The organism is Pseudomonas sp. S2_A02, assembly GCF_054668495.1.
On record NZ_CP162776.1, the window covers coordinates 4,726,689 to 4,743,614 of the forward strand.

At 51.9% G+C, this 16,926-nt stretch carries 14 protein-coding genes and 1 pseudogene; 3 read left to right on the forward strand and 12 right to left on the reverse strand.

Annotated elements, in window-relative coordinates:
- Nucleotides 1–53: 53 nt before the first annotated feature.
- The 5 genes and pseudogenes from AB4O41_RS21650 to AB4O41_RS21670 form a co-directional block, all read right to left on the reverse strand.
- Nucleotides 54–152: pseudogene (locus tag AB4O41_RS21650) on the reverse strand (VapC toxin family PIN domain ribonuclease); the annotation flags it as partial.
- Nucleotides 153–185: 33 nt separating this feature from the next.
- Nucleotides 186–434 carry a type II toxin-antitoxin system VapB family antitoxin gene (vapB, locus tag AB4O41_RS21655; protein WP_095162355.1) on the reverse strand — a complete coding sequence of 83 codons (249 nt, stop codon included), beginning with the start codon at nucleotides 432–434 and terminating at the stop codon, nucleotides 186–188.
- A gap of 784 nt (nucleotides 435–1,218) precedes the next feature.
- A complete protein-coding gene (locus AB4O41_RS21660; RefSeq protein WP_460144655.1) occupies nucleotides 1,219–1,827 on the reverse strand; it encodes a hypothetical protein in 609 nt (202 codons plus the stop codon).
- Nucleotides 1,828–2,008: 181 nt separating this feature from the next.
- Nucleotides 2,009–2,491, reverse strand: a complete 483-nt coding sequence (locus AB4O41_RS21665) for a FliH/SctL family protein (protein WP_095162360.1) — start codon at nucleotides 2,489–2,491, stop codon at nucleotides 2,009–2,011.
- A 12-nt stretch (nucleotides 2,492–2,503) separates the two neighbouring features.
- Nucleotides 2,504–4,945: a DotA/TraY family protein gene (locus AB4O41_RS21670; RefSeq protein WP_256584545.1), complete on the reverse strand. Its 2,442-nt coding sequence runs from the start codon at nucleotides 4,943–4,945 to the stop codon at nucleotides 2,504–2,506.
- A gap of 318 nt (nucleotides 4,946–5,263) precedes the next feature.
- Here AB4O41_RS21670 and AB4O41_RS21675 point away from each other — a divergent pair, with 318 nt between their 5' ends.
- Complete coding sequence (locus AB4O41_RS21675; RefSeq protein WP_460144657.1) at nucleotides 5,264–5,863, forward strand: hypothetical protein; 600 nt, start codon at nucleotides 5,264–5,266, stop codon at nucleotides 5,861–5,863.
- Here AB4O41_RS21675 and AB4O41_RS21680 read toward each other — a convergent pair.
- From AB4O41_RS21680 to AB4O41_RS21695, 4 genes are all read right to left on the reverse strand, one after another.
- Nucleotides 5,860–6,219 carry a hypothetical protein gene (locus AB4O41_RS21680; RefSeq protein ID WP_460144658.1) on the reverse strand — a complete coding sequence of 120 codons (360 nt, stop codon included), beginning with the start codon at nucleotides 6,217–6,219 and terminating at the stop codon, nucleotides 5,860–5,862. The two genes, AB4O41_RS21675 and AB4O41_RS21680, sit on opposite strands and share 4 nt — an antisense overlap.
- 22 nt (nucleotides 6,220–6,241) lie before the next feature.
- Nucleotides 6,242–8,653, reverse strand: coding sequence for a TraI/MobA(P) family conjugative relaxase (gene traI / locus AB4O41_RS21685; RefSeq protein ID WP_460144660.1), 2,412 nt, complete (start codon nucleotides 8,651–8,653; stop codon nucleotides 6,242–6,244).
- Nucleotides 8,643–8,984, reverse strand: a complete 342-nt coding sequence (gene mobA, locus AB4O41_RS21690; RefSeq protein ID WP_095162368.1) for a plasmid mobilization protein MobA — start codon at nucleotides 8,982–8,984, stop codon at nucleotides 8,643–8,645. The genes traI and mobA overlap by 11 nt, the downstream gene beginning before the upstream one ends.
- A gap of 769 nt (nucleotides 8,985–9,753) precedes the next feature.
- The gene (locus AB4O41_RS21695; RefSeq protein WP_095162370.1) at nucleotides 9,754–11,541 is read right to left on the reverse strand and encodes an ATP-binding protein; all 1,788 of its coding nucleotides are present in this window, start codon (nucleotides 11,539–11,541) and stop codon (nucleotides 9,754–9,756) included.
- Nucleotides 11,542–12,392: 851 nt separating this feature from the next.
- Between AB4O41_RS21695 and AB4O41_RS21700 the strand changes: the two genes are divergently transcribed.
- The gene (locus AB4O41_RS21700) at nucleotides 12,393–13,619 is read left to right on the forward strand and encodes a hypothetical protein (RefSeq protein WP_095162372.1); all 1,227 of its coding nucleotides are present in this window, start codon (nucleotides 12,393–12,395) and stop codon (nucleotides 13,617–13,619) included.
- Nucleotides 13,620–13,716: 97 nt separating this feature from the next.
- Here the strand turns inward: AB4O41_RS21700 and AB4O41_RS21705 are convergent, their stop codons facing one another.
- The 3 genes from AB4O41_RS21705 to AB4O41_RS21715 form a co-directional block, all read right to left on the reverse strand.
- Nucleotides 13,717–14,652, reverse strand: a complete 936-nt coding sequence (locus AB4O41_RS21705) for a replication protein RepA (protein ID WP_177014874.1) — start codon at nucleotides 14,650–14,652, stop codon at nucleotides 13,717–13,719.
- A gap of 7 nt (nucleotides 14,653–14,659) precedes the next feature.
- Nucleotides 14,660–14,881: an AlpA family phage regulatory protein gene (locus AB4O41_RS21710; protein ID WP_076029791.1), complete on the reverse strand. Its 222-nt coding sequence runs from the start codon at nucleotides 14,879–14,881 to the stop codon at nucleotides 14,660–14,662.
- Between the two features lie 216 nt (nucleotides 14,882–15,097).
- Nucleotides 15,098–15,778, reverse strand: coding sequence for a cysteine hydrolase family protein (locus AB4O41_RS21715; protein WP_095162376.1), 681 nt, complete (start codon nucleotides 15,776–15,778; stop codon nucleotides 15,098–15,100).
- A gap of 168 nt (nucleotides 15,779–15,946) precedes the next feature.
- Here AB4O41_RS21715 and AB4O41_RS21720 point away from each other — a divergent pair, with 168 nt between their 5' ends.
- Nucleotides 15,947–16,915, forward strand: a complete 969-nt coding sequence (locus AB4O41_RS21720) for a GlxA family transcriptional regulator (RefSeq protein WP_310396384.1) — start codon at nucleotides 15,947–15,949, stop codon at nucleotides 16,913–16,915.
- The last annotated feature ends 11 nt before the right edge of the window (nucleotides 16,916–16,926 follow it).

The window sequence follows — 16,926 nt, forward strand, 5'->3', positions numbered from 1 at the left end:
ATTTTCCTTCAGATCTTGGCACTTACTGTGTTGCCAGCCAGCTTGGTCGCTTACTGCATTTCGGCGTAGGTAATCGCAGAAATTACGATCCGATTATTCCGCGCAACCTCTGCGGCTAATCGCTGCAAAACAGACTCTGGGCGCTCGCGCATTATGAAAGAGCAAATGCAAGTATCTGTACGTGGTCACAGATTGAACCTTCCTTCATCGCTGACAACGCTCGGACGCTCGTGCAGAAAATCCGCATCAGCCTTGGGCAATTCAGCCAGCGACAACCAGCTCGGACGCACGGGGTGCAAGGTAATCACGGGGCGCAAGGTAATAGTGTCACCGCTGCGCGTAATCTCCAGTTCCCCGACACCCTCATAAGCCATGTCAGTGGGAAAGCGGATTGCTTGATTCTTACCGTTCTTGAAAATTGAGACAGTGCGCATAACGTTACTCCTACACATGTCTGACATATGCAATATGGCAACGCCAGTAGCTATCTGCAAGGCATATGACGCATCAAAGTGCTATATCAAATGCTCTCCGGATCGTGGCTTGATCCACTGTCAGTCGATGCCCATTTGGTGGAGCAGGGCCTGCGCAACCTGAATTTCCAAGACCGAGTGCAACGCAGCTACACCGCCTCGATTAGCGCATGCCCGATCAAGATTCGTTAATCGCCCCCTTGGTTAGTTATCATGAACGCTATCGCTCAAGCATGAGCTATCCCTAGCTCATTTCCATAAATTCTTTGTGTTTCTGCGTGGATAAATAGAAACCGCGGCGATGGGGTCTGAACCGGGGAATCGAGAAAATCCACCATAGCGCGCTGTAGGCCCAAAGCTCATTCATCAATTGTTTGCGTTTCTGCGTGAATAAAGTGGATAGCCGGGTCAAGGGCCGCCGCACCGGCTCATCGGGCCTGCCCGATGAACGGAGCGCCGGGGCGAAGCCTTCACCCTTGATGCGGCTGGAACGACCCCAGCCTCTGCAAAGGGAGCTGATGGGTGCTCTTCCCGTCAGCTTCCCGCCGCGTCGCAAGGCAGATCTGGGGTGTCCAGAGGGGCAAAGCCCCTATGGCCCTAGCGGAGCGGTTGAAACCATCCCTACGGGCTGTTTCCTTCTGGGCCAACTCCTCACGAGCCAAGAATTGATCCGCCGCATATTCCAGCGCCGCCCGGTAGTCTGCATCCTCGATCACCAGCTCGCCCTCAACAAATCTGTGAGCGATCATATTTCCACTCCCGGAATCCAAAGGCCCCGCTTCACAAACTGCTTAAATGCACCCTCGACATACAGCGTGCCGGTGCGCACCTGCCAAGCCCGATAGCTCCATTTGATAGCAAGGATCGAGAAGGGCAGTGTCATCGACAAAATGCTGATGCAAGTTAGAGCCACACTACCTGTTGCAAGGCTGTACAAAGCGATAAGCGGGCAGAGCGCGGCAAACACCCAGAACATACGCGATTGTCGCGTGTGCGACTTGATTAGGCCCGTCTGCTCTTCTTCACTCATGCCATTGAGTTGGGCACGCCCCTTTTTAGTGATGAGCGGAAACAGTACCTTATTGATTGAATCTTGATCTCGCTGGGTAAAAACCCCGAAGCCACAACCATCCGAACAAGTCCACGGATAAAGCGCGTTTTCGTCTGGCTCTGCGTCCTTGTGAACAAACATCACACCCTTGTCGCACATCGGGCAATGCGGGTTTCTCATCGTGTTCATCAAGTCTTTCAAATGTTGGTGGTTCGACGAGATATTGCGCCATCCGAAGATCGAAAGAGGCATAGAAACGAACGTGAATTTTGCAGCTTTTTTTGCAGTGTTAAAAATCGTCATTTCAAAGCACCTTACGCGCACGGCGGCGACGTTTCACAGTATTAGTCAGAACTTTTTCAGCTACAGCGATAAGCACCGCCATGATGTCCTGAGAGGGGGTTTCTTCTACCTTACATCCTTGCTTCATGGTTCCGACCTCCGGGTCAGTGGTACAAATTACCGGCCCTTCCGGGCCGGATCATTACGGCGACGGGACGCTGTCATTCTTGTTATTTTGGGTTGCTGGCTTCGTGGCTTCTAACGTCTGATCCCACCACTTTTGCATGACAGATACAATGTGTGGCGAATGCTGTTGAAGCACAGGTTCATTAGCAGGTAGCTCACGGATATATTTACCATCTAACCAATTTTTAGACAGATTGGAGTAATGCAAAACAAGTTTAGTGATCGTAGCTTGTGGAGCATTTTTTAACGTTTCCATTGTGCTCATAGAAATAATGGAAAGGCTGGCTAGCGCATAATTTGCTTCTTGGATTGTTTCCCTTAGTTGCGCGTTCTCTTTCTGCAACGCCGCATAGCCCGCCTTCCATTTATTGTTTACCTCAATCCATTGGCTATTCGAATCTTCAAACCCTGCGTCATAACCTTCGTCACGGCCCTTTTGATATCCCTGTCTGCGGCCAATAACGACCCCAGTGGTTTCAGCGTTAAAGTCATAAGACATAGTTCTAGTCCCTTAAATAATTATCGGATTGTCATTGTTTGCATTGCTATCTCGGCCATTAGGCTTCGACGAAGCAAAGGATGGCGACCCTCCACCGAATCCGCTAGGCCCTTCATCAGCAGCCCCGGACGGGGCAACCCCCTGTGGGCCGAAACTGAGCACCTTAGGTGCACTGCTCGGGCTACCGCCACGACCGCCACCGCTATCGCTGCCTTCGTGTTGAAGGCCTGACGTGCCTCCACCGGGAATTGGCTTTCTCCCGCCACCGCCGCCGCCCAAGCCGCTTGGGCCATATTTCTCTGTGTAAGAGCGCATCTCACCCGTGGCCTGCGTAGACCCCATAGAGTCGATGCCGATGCCGATCCATTTCAAGACCACATCCGGCAACGTCTGCGAAAGCCCAAAGATCATGTAGATGACAGGCAGCAATAACAGGCCGTACATGATGAGCCAGTTGCGCCATTGGAAGAACTCAACAAACCAACCCAAAGATTCCGCACTTGTCACGTTGGCCGCGTGCATCGCCCAAAATGCTTTACTGATATACAGCAGAATCGGATTTGCTATTGCCATCGCTGCAAACAAACCGAAAACAATCAGCACAGGTCGAGCAAACAGCGACAACAACATTAAATAACCTTGGGTCTGCGAACCGACAAACGAACGCTCAGGCGTCATATGCATCAGCGCCCAAAGTGGCGCGGCCACAACTGATTGCAGAACGCCAAGAACCCATCCGACCACGGCAATAATGAAAATGGTATAGGGCAGGGATGGCAGAAAAACACCGAAGTAAAACGCTAATACTCCGACCCAACTAGCGACTTCAACGAGTGGCATTAAGAAATTATAGATTACCCATTCAAGCAATGTATCAGCCAGCGGGGTTGCATCAATACTAGTTCCGAAAAACGATACTGAGCCAACCCCAGCAGCTACTGCTTTAGCGCCTGATAGAGCGGTATGCACGATGCGATTTGTTGCTATAGCGGATGCCTGCATGAGTGCCAGAATATCGCCAGTCGTCTTGATTCGGGCAATTGCATCAACGTCGCCATCCGTACCAATTAACGTGGCCGTGACTCGCTCCATACCCCAGCCGATAAAGTTGCTCATGATGCTGTCGCCACGACTACCCAAGGTGTCGATATTCAAATCATCCAGCGATGCCGGAGCTAAAGCTGCTTTAATGTCTGCTGCATTGGGCGTTACGGGCTGCTTGTAGCTTGAACCATCAAGCGACTTACTAATAATCGCCTGGTACACCGTCTGATAACTGTTTAATGCCAACTGGCCCGCCGCGTCTTTAGGCAGCATGTTGAGGTTCGGCTGTGTTGCAATCGCGACAGGCTCCGCAAACATAGCCCCCATCTCTTGCCGAATACCAGAAAGGCGCTGATAAAAGCCCCCAGCCATCGCCCAGCCGTCTTTAGTCACGTCATCGACGTACTTCGCCATTATTTGTTGTAACGTCGTATCGTTCGTCAATTGCGAGGTTAGATTTTGAGTAAGCGTATTTTGGGCTTGATTGATAATGGTGTTGAAGCGATCACTGTTAACGGTGTCCCAGCCAGTCTGAGTTAGGTCGCTGGGCCAGGTGTTCACCCATGCATCAATATCGGCCATCACCTTGTTCATGGCGACTATTTTGGCGTTAAGAGCGGCATGGCGTACCGCCTGCATCGCGGCTTTGTTACTGGTGATCGTAGCGGGGTCGAAAATAGAACCCGTAGAGGTCGAGGTTGTCACCAGCTCCGCAGGAGCGGTAAAGCTATAGACCTTGATCGACCCACAAATTGGGGTGCCACCGCCAAGGTTGGTGGCCGCATTGCGATCCTTGACGAGATAGGTCGCAGCCTGTCGGCCTATGCCGTCATCCACCTTGGAGTCAGGCGTGGAAAGCGCCTGTACAGCAGTAGGCTGGTCAAGCGAGCCATAAATGGCATTCAGCGACCGAGCGCACCAGCTCGACGCCAAATAGGCTTGGCCGAACTGGCGAATATCGTACAACGGATAGTTGGGGTTAGGCTTCGCGCCGCTGCCAAACCCAAGCTGACTGCTGACACTACTGAGTGAGCCGTTAACGATCCCGTTTTCAACACCGGCTTTAAACACACCGTTGGCAAAGCCAATGCCCCAAAGTCCAATCGTCAGCACGATGATCTGGATAAATGAATAGCCGCTTGATGCGGGCAGTAACGCCCCGCCGCCGAACACGATACGTAAGGGAGTCCAAAGCGTGCTCCATGCCTTGCCCATCGCTTCGCCTTCATTGGCCGTGTTCGCGACGCCGACAATGGCGATATACGAAACGAATAAGGAGGCCAGCACCATCAGGCCCGAGTTGTATTGCACGAACATCGAGGCCAGCACGTTAGAGCTGGCAGTAACGGTTTCCGGGTCGCTGCCTTGTGCCAAAGAGTCAATGACCGGCCCAAAGACCGCTTGAAGCACTCCAACACTTGCGTCTGAGCAACTGCTCGCGCCGTCCGTAGTGCCGCACGGTGAAAAGGGCATGCCTGCCATTTGTAAAGCCTCATGGGATATTTACAATTAAGTCTATAGGTCAAAAACCTCCTTTAAAATACGGGCCAAATTCGCACATGGACTATAGTCCATAACTTTTAGAAAACGCCTAATTAACTCTATGATTTTATTGGTTTAAATATATTTTCAGCAACGCGAATAGACGCTAAAAAAGCGATCACAATGATGTTTATTAAAAATTGGGCATAACTTAGACTCAGGGTATTCCAGAACTTGTTAGCAGAGATGGCAAAATTGAGATTTAAGCTCAAGTACCAGGACAGCAAAACACTAGGCATCCAGTACATCGGCAACCCTGTGACTTGTTTTCGCCTCCTGAATGAAACGACAAAAGGCGGCAATCAAAAGCAAAGCTACGTCTGCACGATTAGTCGATGGGACACCGAGCTACCGGAGCATGCTGTTCGGTTACTGACAGAGGTTGAAATAGGGGAGTGGAAAGCGTGGAAGAAGTCTCACGATGCTGGATTCAGACGCAAGCAACTTGAGGCTTCGCTGGATGCCTTGCCGCTCACACTGCGCTATGCGGCGGCGGCGCTGGCTGAGAGCGCACCCGCCGCCAATGAGGTGCAAAAGGCCGCCATCTGGTCGGCCCTGGACGCATTCACACGAGCCTTGGAAAAGGCCGGAGTGGAGCGACCACCACGAGGGCGCGGTCGCCCGCCTGCAATGGACCTACCTGCGCCAGAAGAGGGGCTGCCCATAATGTCTAACCTCGATCAGCTCGGCTCCCCACTTGAGTGTGCTTACCGCTCCCTCGTAGAACGCTACAAGGCCTTACAAGCGCGCAGTAAGCTCTCCAACGAAAACGACGGCATTGCTTAGCTACCACGACGGGTGTTCAGTTGCTCGCGCATCCACTGACCATCCCGCCTCATCTCTGCCCGCAGTTCATCAACCTGTTCAGGCAGCAGCGAAAACAACGACCGTAAGGGCGGCTCTTTGGTCGTGCGCTGACCATCTACCCTTTCCGGGTCGAACTGCTCTCTATCGAATGTCATACCGTATACCTCTACATATTCAAAATGTGCCGGGCACTCACGACCCCAGGGATCGTGCACCCATAAATCACCGAGACCGTCCCGGATGACGTAATACGCGCCGGGATCGTTCCGCACCATGAGCGGCAGAACAGCGTGGAACTCCTGCGCGTCCGGGTCGAACCGCCATGCATACTTCATTCTTTCTAACATGATCCAGCCCTCAAATATCCAAGTCCGGCGTGTCTCGGTCGAGTGAGTTCTGACGCTCGCGCTCCTGCTCTTCCTGTCGCTGCTGCAATCGCTGAGCCTCGGCTTGTCGAGTGGCTCGCTGATCGTGCTGGCTCGGTGGAGGCTCGCTATCTAGGTGAAAATCCATCAGTGTCTGCCTCGCATAATCGCGCATCTCTGTCCAATCAATGACCGATGAATCGTGTTCTATGATCGCCCGGTTCCAAGCATCATCTCTAAACTTAACGGCATCGGGATGATTGCTATTTAAGTGCTCGCGCCGCACCGCCAATGGGCGGGTCACATTCTTGTCAAAATCTTCGTCCCACTGCATGGCCTTGCCTTTCGCCATATGTCGACCAATAAAGCCGCCCGCCTTCTCCGGGTCTGGACGTTCGCCCAACGACTCCCGGAATGTACAATCCAGCTTAGACCGATACCGTATTATCTCGGCATCGATTGCTTCCATCTCTACATAGTCACGGACTGGCCGGACCGGCACCCTTGCTGATAAAACTTGTTTTGCCGCGTCTCGCAGCATTCCGGGCTGCTGGGTGGCTATCTTGGCCTCCGCCTGCGTCCGCAAAACATCGACCTGCTTTTGATCTTCCACAACACGCTGCCGCTTTTGGTCTATATCGGCCTTGATAGCGTCCTTACGTCGTTGCTCAAGCTCAGGATCGGCAAACCGTACGTCTAGCCGCCGCTCAGCTGCCACCGCAAGTACACGATCCCAGAATTCTTGATCGCCATGCACGACTACAGCGCCGAATTTTTCTTTCGCAAGAAGCAGCCCCATCTCGATGCTGTCCGCATCGTTGTGGCTGTCATTGTTGAGGGTGATACGCCGCCCTTCATCTCGGAAAGCCAGGCGGTTATTAATCAAATAGTTCACCGAACCTGTAGAACGATCGACAGCCCATGTAACGCGCTCCGAAAGCCTCGTAGGCCACACCGGGTCAAGATCACTATCCGAAAAAGCTGAAAAATATGCCCGCTGTGCGTTCGCAATGTCTGGCTCTTGAGGATGCTTGCCCTTCCGCTTGTCTGCGTGGGCAAAGCCCCGAAGCTGCGATATGGCTGCCAGATCGCCAGCCTCTGCACGATCCGCCACCCAGTCCCGATAAGATGAATATTTCTCTTTTCGTAGACTGGCATTTTCAGCCTTAAATATGACTTTTAATTCGTCTCGTTTGGTCGCAGCAGTAAACGCTGCGACCGATAGAAGTGCTCTGCGATGATTGCCGTCTAGCCCACTTCGACGGATGGCTTCCCGTTCTGCCCTAAGTCGATCAGTGAGAGCTTTACGCCGCAATTTCTGGGTGTTGGCTAGCTCAGCCTTAGCCGGGGCTTTCATGGCCTTCCACTCAACGACAAAACCTTCATATTTTCCGCGCAGCTCTGCGCGTTCTTTGGCGCGCTTCTCGCGGTTTTCGGCACGCTTAGTTGGATCACGCAATGGGCGATGCTTGCTATAGGTCTGATTCTCTACCGCTTCCCGGTCAAAATACCTGGTTTCAAGTGGCTCATATGGGCCAAGCTGCTTTATAAGTTTCCCCCCTCCCAACCCCATGTCAGATGCCTTGATCGGAGCTTGAGCGGGATCACGTACCGACGCCACATAGAAAGCGTTGTTTCGCTCATTTGCTGGCCTTAACTCAAGTCCATGACTGGCTAGTATGGTATGCAACGTCTGCCACGATGCCTTGGCGGATTTCATTAGCGTCCCAGCATCATTTTTGGGCTGGCCTTTGGCATAGCCTGCTAACGACTCATTGCCGCTGTGAACCTCAAACTGCCGGGCCTTCTCTGGCAGATCTGCGCGTGTCCCTTCCCGAGCCTTAAGCCGGCTTGCTGCACTCGTATGGGTCCAATCTATAGACTTCTTACCGTCAACCTCTTTGACAGAAAAAGGCCCATTATCGTGTTTCCACCCTTGGTCAATTTCGATCTGTCGCATTGCCTTATCTAAGGTGAATTTCGAAAACGACATTCTCGGTACTCTGTGCGTATCCGGGTGAACCTTATTCACCATGATATGCAAGTGTGCATTGTCAGTATCACGGTGTACGGCCGACAGATACTCGTGGCCGTCAAGCCCAATAGCGGCGAGCGCAAATTTACCCGCATCAAAAGCTTGATCGTCGGTTGGGTTCTCTCCTACTGACCAGCTCAGAACAAGGTGCATTACCGGGTCTTTCGTGCGCGTACTACGAACAGAAGTACCCCACATTTCAATCCACGCTGTGTCCTCAGAAAGGCAGTTTGTTTGCACTGCTACTGCCCCAACTGTAACTTCTCCAGTCTCAGGATCAACACCATGTCGAAGACTGTTTATGTACTTAGACAGACTACGAAAACTTGTCTTCCCATCGCTTCGACGGCCGCCAATTTTAGCGATCATCGCTATCCGCTTCCTCAACGTCTGGAGCTATGCGTTTGAGAGCCAATGCCGCCTCGTCAACGGCATGCTTAAACGCAATCAATATCTCCGACGTCTGCTGTGAATACGCACCACCACTGCTATTAAATAGCTCTTTTTGCAAGCCGCCTAAACTACGCAATTGGGCGGCAAACGTCTTTATGTCTGCACAGATAATTCGGTCTGATTGGTTTCGTATACGGCGACTCAATCCCGCACAACGAATAAACATCGACAACGATATGCCTGCATCCTCGGCTTTAGCTTTCAGCGCGTCTGCCTCTTCGGGCAGACAGCGAGTATGAACGACCACAGTCCGCTTCCTTATATTCGAACCAGAACGACCATTTGAGGCCATAACAAACTCCGCTTCTAGTGGCCGCACAGCGGCAGGGGTCTCGGGGCGCAGCCCTGAGCAGGGCAGGTTAGGGGCGATGACGAGCGAAGCGAGGAAGAACCCCGGTGAGATACCAGCACGAAGTGCGCGGTAGCTCAAACCACACCCTGTCCTCAATCAATCATCATGACTCACCACGGAGAAGGTAACTTAGAGTTTCTATATGGGCAAATATAGCTAGATGCCTAGAAAGCAGAATATTCCTACACAATGCTGACACTATAAAGCTACAGAGTTGCCGCTATGTAAACACAGTCTCGCCCCGCAGTTGCCATGTTACTACCATACTGTTGCCATACTATTAACACGCTATTTACTACATAATTACCAGCTAGTTAGCACAATGTCACCACACTGGTAACACTATTCACAAGGTGGTATATGCGCAGGAATTTTTGGTTGTTTTGTAAATTAACTAGGCCCTACACAAAAAACAGAGTGCTTTTTACTGGAGAAGGTTGATCAACCTTTAGAATTTCGCGTGGTTTCCGATGCGCCCCATAGGGGCTTTGCCCCTCTGGACTCCCCACACTCGCCCGCGTGGCGTCGGGAGCCAGGGATAGAAGCGTTCCCTGTCCCCCTAGCGAAGGCTATTAGCTTCGAACGCGTCAAGGGGCCGAGTCCTCGCCCCTTCGGTGCTGTGGGCCGCACCAACCCCTTGACTCGCCCTGCGTTCATCGACGGTCTAACGGCAGCGGTCCATGATGGCCCCAAACCAACCAAGTATTTCGCTATGGGGATCTTGCTCAGCTAAGCGCTGCATCGTCATGTGTTTAGCTGTATTCTTGTTCAACCTCCGCTTTGCCGTTCTATCGTTTACTCCTATAGCGTTCCCCACTAAGGTGGGCACGTCGCAGGTATCAGTGAACTGTATTCGTATGTTTAGGCTCTCTTGGATCGCATCTACGTGCAGATAGTTTTCTGCTTCACGTTTGCTCGTGATAAATGCAATAGAGCCATCGTTTCGTGCGTTTACTGCATCGGCGGTAGCTTGATACTTTGGTGGGGTGTTGGTGTCTCGGTCATATATATGGACCTCTGGTTTGCCGATATTTTTTAGGTAATGCCCATTAACCCAGTCTCGAAGTGTATCTCCCCCTAGTGGTAGCAGTACTATCCTTGGGTCATTATCGAAGTCGGGTACAACGACTCCTTCAGAAGCAAGCGATGACGAAAGGTTTTTAAAAAAAGCAATATCATTGGGACCCTCTACACAGACAATAACCTGTGCTCTGCTGTCAGGTAATACGCCCAAGTCTTTTGCGATAGAGCGATACATTCCGTCTGAACTAGAACTTATTGTTATTTCGCCTTCATGATCTCGATAAATGTGCCTGAGGGTCTCAACTGGTAGCTGTTCGGCAAGTGCCGGTACGTGTGTTGTAATTATTATCTGACAGCCCTTTTTTTCCGCCATCTCCGAAAATGCTTCAACAAGTAATCTCTGCTTGTCAGGGTGCTGTGATGTCTCCGGTTCTTCGATTGCATAAATAACTCCCCGGTCTCGGTACTCGCGTTTTATTCTTTCTGCTTCGGCCTTGAAAAAGCTAATTAAGACTAGGCGCCTAACTCCGCTTCCTCGTTTGTTGATTGGAATGTTATCCTCGCCCGCAAGGGATAATTTAAATATTCCCTCCCACTTGGGGTCAGCTTTGAATTCAGGGGTTAACGATAGAGCCAGTTCAGGGTCGAGATCACTAAGGTGGCTGAGTGTGTTGTTGGCAACTGCTAGCGCTCTGTCTCTTACCTGATCTTTAACAGCTTCGAGCTGAGGTGCAATATCTTCAAGCGCCTGAGATATTGCTACTTTCATGGGATCTTGAACTTCAGATTCTTCGTCAGTGCTAGGTCTGTCAGCTCTAAAAAGAGCGAAGTGAGGGAGGTGATTCTGGATTTTTTCTAATATTTCCTTCCCATCTTCTTTGTTTAGCGATACGTTTTGCTCTTTTAATTTGAGGTCGCCAGTTGCTATGTAAATTGCCGACCTCAGGCTAACATTGGATCTATTGTCTTCGGCTTGGATGTTCAGGGATTGCGCTAGGGATTTGAGTTCTTCATTTTTCTTAAGTAGAATGCCCTTCGCGTTTTTGGCTGACGGATGCAAGCATGTAGCTACAAAAGCCCCAGCACCTTTACCCTTGCTGAATACTCTCGATAGAGAAAGTGTGCCCTCTGCTGTCAGCAAGTACTCTCCTGCCAAGCTTGTAGTAGAAGTAGCATCTAATACAAGTTCGTCTGGCAGCTCGTCGAAGGTGCAGGTTATTGCAACATCTTCATTCTCGCCAGCATATACGCACTTGTCTCCAGGTTCATACTTGCATAACTTATGGCCGAAAAATATACCTAAGGCATCTAATATGGTTGTTTTTCCAACGTCGTTTCGACCAATTAGCGCGGTCATATCATTAAATGTTATTTCTTTTTGTTCTTGGTATGATCTGAAGTTTTTGATTTTTAACGATTTTAATCTCATAACTACTCCATGTTTGTTGAGTAACTAAAGATTGTAATAACGGGCTGGCCGGGCAGGTTTTGCTTAATGACGATAGCTAAAAGCCACTGATCTGTCGAAGGTACGGGCGTAGTCAGCTCTTCAACGTAGGTAAGGGGCGTGCTCAAGAGCAACAGGCATTTACGTACAAGATATTCGAGTTTTTTTGGCAGTGAGGGGATCACTTTCAGTTAGCTCATCACCATCAACGATTTGTAGGAGTCGCGACCTCGTTGTCACTGTGCGCACTGCGCAGCTGTCGCGACCCAGGTTACGCTCGGTTGAGTACGTGTTCGGTATGAGGGCGGAGCTCTGTGTCAGGTCTTTCTGTCTCGTACTGCGGCTACTTGTTTTTTCTATCCGAAAAAACTAAAAGAAAGTTACAAGAGGGGGCGGTGGGTGGGCTGAAGCCCTTGAAATCTAAGGGCTCCAGCGCCGTCGACCGAGATAGGGTGGGAGCGATTTCACGTCCTTCGGGACCGATATCACGCTCTGCCGGGATCGATTTCACGTTGTCCGTTGTGGATAAGTCCTGCTTTTCCCAGCGATTACTGGCTGCGGTCAGATACGTATTTTGGGAGCGATTTCACGCGCACGATTCTGGAGCGGGGGGGGCGTGTTTGGGCAGATCAACCAAAGTGCCTTTACAGACGCTCAAGTCTTGCATTCGTCCAAAAAAAGTGAGCTACCGTCGTCGTTGCGCTAGTGCGGCGCATTGAAACCCGAGAGGGACGCACTGCTGTCCTGATGGCTCTGCATAGTTGAAATTTTTTTCACTGCGAGCCGATTTTTACCACCGTAAGGTGCCCGTAGTGGGCATCAAGGGGCGAAATATGGCGATTTCTTTGATTCGCAGTCTCACCGCGTCTGTCATTCGTAACGTATCGGCGTTAAAGCGCGATGCCAAACGTCTTCAAAAGCACTCCCAACTCGTATTTGGAACAGAGTACCCGCTCAAGGTTTGCCAACATGCAGTGGCCGTTTCGCGCGGGTTCCGTTCGCTCGCTGATGTCGAAAACCTAGCTCACCGCCTTGGCATGGATAAAGAAGCGCCTTTCTGGACGATTCTTGGCCGCAACGATACGCACCAGGATGTGCTAAATGCGCTGTATCGGTTGAACCTTGAATATACGGAGAACGGCCCCGTAGTGTTCACTGGCGGGCAGATACATTCGGTGCTTCCGGCTCTGGTTCTTTTTCTTGAGCAAATGAGCCTCAAAAAACTGCCAGGTCTAATCCTTGTGGAGACAGAGGCTCCCTCAATTCAGGACACGTTCATCTTCGATGGAATTAAGAAGCTTGGGGTTGAGGAGGTGCTTGAAGGGTTCCGTTCTTTAGACTTGCGCGACCGGAATCTACCAGTATCGCTTAGCACCGAAGCCAGGTGGTGGGCCAAAGCGATCACCGATGTACTGCCGAAAGATCTACAGACCGCGCTGCAACAGAGTGGGTGGGAAGCAGGGCTGGAAGTTAGCGCTTACGAGAACGCCAAATCGCGTAATCAGGTACATAACTCAAAAGATTTCGAGGCCATCCCGTTCTATTCGGTGAAAGAAGCTGCATTCCAACTCGCCTTAGGAAAATCATGGCCACTATGGATAAGCGAAGATGCTGCGCGGCAGACCTCTGCAATCGGTGCATGTCCGCCAGAACTTCATAAGGAATCAAAGGACATCGTACTTGACCTTATTAAGGCATTGGATAGTCGCAATTTCGGGCTCGGGGTGTCGAGCGAGCACGAAAGTCGGTGGCGCCCATACGTCGTTCTCTTCTCAAGAAACGATCCGGCCAGCGAGGTGCTTGCAGGCGTAGTCCGCTCGTACTTCTCTTGGCGACAGAGTCGAGACCAGCGCTCGCCCGTGCTTTACGTGTCCGACGGAGCTACACCCTATGCGCCTCGGTTCCTATGCTTCGGTGAGCATACCGCAGTGGTAAACGGCCTCGACTCTATTCCTGTGGGCGATGGTCCCGGGGAGTTTTTCGGATACAAAAATGCACTGAAGGTGGTGGGTACTCCGGATGGACTTCAGTACATGGGCAAGCGAGTCCCATTGGTGTAAGTGTCGTCCCGGTAGTCGGCGCAATGTGTCCATCTCATTGAGGTGGACACATTGATAGCTCCTGCAAGCGGATCGTCAGACGCCATCATCTGAACTGCTATTTCGTATGCGCTAGGGCTGCATTTTTATCCGGTGGTATATGTAGCTGGGCGGGAGTCAGTTTGACGTGCTCACGGTAGATCTCCACATGGGGGCGGGCCTCTGGGTAGAACAACAGGGCTTCGTCGAGACGCCTAATAAAAATTTTCTTGAAATCACGAGCGCCTTGCTTGTCCGTTGCGTAATTGGCACCAAATTGCCTACGCAAACTTGAGATCGGAATCTTGATTTCTGTTCTTTTAGATTTCCGTAACGTGTACATCCTGTAGACAAGCCAGACGTAGATATCCATAGCTAGCGGGGAATGTCTCAGGCTTTGCAACGCTTCCATTTTCAGCGGAACCGGGGCGCTCATGATTGCATCGAAGAAGTCTGTACTTAGTGTGAGAGTGCTCTCCCATTTCTCGCAGTCTAGCGCTCTAGCATCCCAAAAGAAAAACGCTTGCTTTGCTACAATCATATTTTCAATTGTGACTGCGCCGCTGTTGCTTCCAGTGACTGAAATCATCGATCTTACCAGCCTTAATGTCTGCTCTTTAAGTTTGCTGATGTATCGACCGTCGTTATGCAGTCCCAATTTTTTAAGGAAGGCCGACTGTGATTTACCCAGCCCTATCACGGGGCTTTGGGTTTTGACTGCTTCGGTACAAATCCAAGCCAGTAGCAATCTCGGTAAGCTTCCATACGGCACTCCGATATGTGGAGGTGCCGAAATCGACAACTTCAGCCATTCCGTACCGCGTTCAAAATAATGAATACCAGGATCGCTATGAGGAAACGTTGCTTGTACTAGAAAACGGGTCGTGAACGCTGTCGGGCCCGGTTTCGTTCTCTGAGTAGCTTCCATACGAGTTGCGTCATTCATCATGCGGAGCAAGCGGGGGTTAAGCTCCCAAGATATTTCATCCAGAGCATTGTCTTTGGCGAGGCTCATTGTTACCTCAGCGCACAGCTTGCGTTAGTCGTAGCTCACATTTACGGCTTAACCACGCTGACACCTCCGCCTCAATCCAACCGACGGCTCTCCTACCTAGTGGTACTGGTCTTGGAAAGCTTCCGTTGTTTATCAGGAAGTAGATCCCTGACTTAGTCAGGCCGGTACGCTTTTCAACCTGTGGCCTACGGAGAATTACAATCGCGTTTGGATCGTTGCTCTGTTCCATGCTCAACCTCACTGAACTGCTATGAACTGTCGGATGACCATAAGCAGGTGGGTTGTTTTGAGAGAGAACGAGTTACCTAGGTTTCTTGTTTCTTGGAGAGGGTCGCACTGAGGGCGCGACCAGCCATAAGGACGCCATCGAGGTGACAGCTCAGCACCTTGGATCTTCGACAGCGGCCCCTCAAATTCTTCCGGCCACGATTCGAATCGAAGTGCCTCATTCAAAAGGCATAGTCGTGGTGAGTTGGCCGGCAGAAAATGCAGCGACATGCTCCGCTTTTCTGCGAGCCCGCTGGTTGGATTTGTAAATGCTGTCGCGCACGGGGGGCACGCCCAATTTGACGCAATCTATCCATTCCTGGGTCGACATGACTGCTGCAAAGCGCGATTGCAACACTACGCTGAAGACGCGATGGATATCTTCAGCACTCGCATAACCCGCTTGGTTCCGATACGACACGGTGCCGGATGCGTCATGTAAAAACTCAACGTTGGAACCGTTATGTAAGGCGTGGTTGATAGTGGACGCATTGCAGTTGTGGGTCATGTAGCCAACTACCGTAAGAGTATCGATACCGTTCTTCTCAAGCCATTGCGCCAGATCGGTCTCTGGATAGGCGCTGGGCAAGGTCTTACTCACAGAGTGGTCATGAGCACGCGCGGCCACTACCGGATGCAGTTGCCAGCCATCCGTATGGATGGCAAACAGCGGCGAGCCGGCCGGCGAAGTTTGTTGGACCACCATGATCGGAATTCCGGCGGCGCTTGCCACATCCATGGCGATGCCGATATTGGCAATGGTTTCCAGCGGGTTTGGGTACTCGATGGGCAGGTTCCCGGTGAAGTATTCGTTTTGTACATCGATCACGATCAAGGCGCGTTTTTGGATAGTAGGCATGGTCAGATTCCTGTGGGGTTTCTGGTCGCTCGCGAGTGGCTGCAACCCTTAGCCCGAATCTTAGAGAGATGCTATGCTCGCCGTTAGCGGCCCAAAGGACATCGCTCGATGATATTGGGCCAATATCTATCGATGCTCATTCCTCATTCCTCATCGACCATCCGCCTTATGCCATCCATAACCATTGCTGTTTTAGCGTTTAACGGAATCAGCCCTTTTCACTTGTCGGTGCCGTGCCTGGTATTTGAAAACCGTTCCTCGGCGGGATTACCGGCCTACCAACTACACATCTGCGCGGCAGAGCCTACTGTGGGAGGCGTACTGCGCACTAACACGGGCTTTGCCATCCAAACGGACCTGACCCTTGCCGATGCTGCGCAGGCCGATGTGCTGATCGTACCGTCCTGGCGTGACCCAGCCGAGGTACCACCCGAACCGATGTTGGATGCGGTGCGAGCTGCCCATGCGCGTGGGGCGACGGTAGTGGGGCTGTGCCTGGGGGCATTTGTGCTGGCTGAAGCCGGCTTGCTGGACGGCCGGCAAGCCACCACGCATTGGAGCAGCGTTGAGCGGTTCGCCGCTTTATACCCAAGGGTAACCTTGGTGCCGGACGTGTTGTATCTGGACGCGGATGACGGGCTAATCGTAACGTCCGCCGGAACCGCTGCGGCGCTGGATTGTTGCCTTCACCTGGTGCGCCGTTGGCATGGCGCTGAAGTTGCCAATCGCATAGCGAGGCGGTTGGTCGCCGCGCCACACCGGCAAGGCGGGCAGGCTCAGTACATTGAGCAGCCGCTGCATTATGCGCGCGGCGGCGACCGCCTTGGCGAGTTGCTCAACTGGGCTGTGGCAAATCTGAGCGTGCCACATTCCCTGGATACGCTGGCCGAACGCGTCGCGATGAGCCGTCGCAACTTTACCCGCCGATTTCGGGAATTGACGGGCACGACCGTTGGGCAATGGCTACTGGGGCAGCGCCTGGCCTACGCGCAAAGAATGCTGGAAACAACGCAAGAACCTATCGAGGTTATCGCGCAGCACGCGGGCTTCGGCAGCGCGGTATCACTGCGGCAGCACTTTAACCGGGTGTATCAGACTTCACCCAGCGCTTATCGGGCGTTGTTTGCACAGCGTTGAAAATGCGCTGG

Bases quoted from the DNA above. Each gene is read 5' to 3' on its own strand.
- AB4O41_RS21665 (WP_095162360.1), bottom strand. From the start codon at position 2,491: ATGTCTTATGACTTTAACGCTGAAACCACTGGGGTCGTTATTGGCCGC.
- AB4O41_RS21720 (WP_310396384.1), top strand. From the start codon at position 15,947: ATGCCATCCATAACCATTGCTGTTTTAGCGTTTAACGGAATCAGCCCT.
- AB4O41_RS21660 (WP_460144655.1), bottom strand. From the start codon at position 1,827: ATGACGATTTTTAACACTGCAAAAAAAGCTGCAAAATTCACGTTCGTT.
- vapB (WP_095162355.1), bottom strand. From the start codon at position 434: ATGCGCACTGTCTCAATTTTCAAGAACGGTAAGAATCAAGCAATCCGC.
- AB4O41_RS21710 (WP_076029791.1), bottom strand. From the start codon at position 14,881: ATGGAACAGAGCAACGATCCAAACGCGATTGTAATTCTCCGTAGGCCA.
- traI (WP_460144660.1), bottom strand. From the start codon at position 8,653: ATGATCGCTAAAATTGGCGGCCGTCGAAGCGATGGGAAGACAAGTTTT.
- AB4O41_RS21700 (WP_095162372.1), top strand. From the start codon at position 12,393: ATGGCGATTTCTTTGATTCGCAGTCTCACCGCGTCTGTCATTCGTAAC.
- AB4O41_RS21705 (WP_177014874.1), bottom strand. From the start codon at position 14,652: ATGAGCCTCGCCAAAGACAATGCTCTGGATGAAATATCTTGGGAGCTT.
- AB4O41_RS21695 (WP_095162370.1), bottom strand. From the start codon at position 11,541: ATGAGATTAAAATCGTTAAAAATCAAAAACTTCAGATCATACCAAGAA.
- AB4O41_RS21675 (WP_460144657.1), top strand. From the start codon at position 5,264: ATGGCAAAATTGAGATTTAAGCTCAAGTACCAGGACAGCAAAACACTA.
- AB4O41_RS21680 (WP_460144658.1), bottom strand. From the start codon at position 6,219: ATGAAGTATGCATGGCGGTTCGACCCGGACGCGCAGGAGTTCCACGCT.
- AB4O41_RS21715 (WP_095162376.1), bottom strand. From the start codon at position 15,778: ATGCCTACTATCCAAAAACGCGCCTTGATCGTGATCGATGTACAAAAC.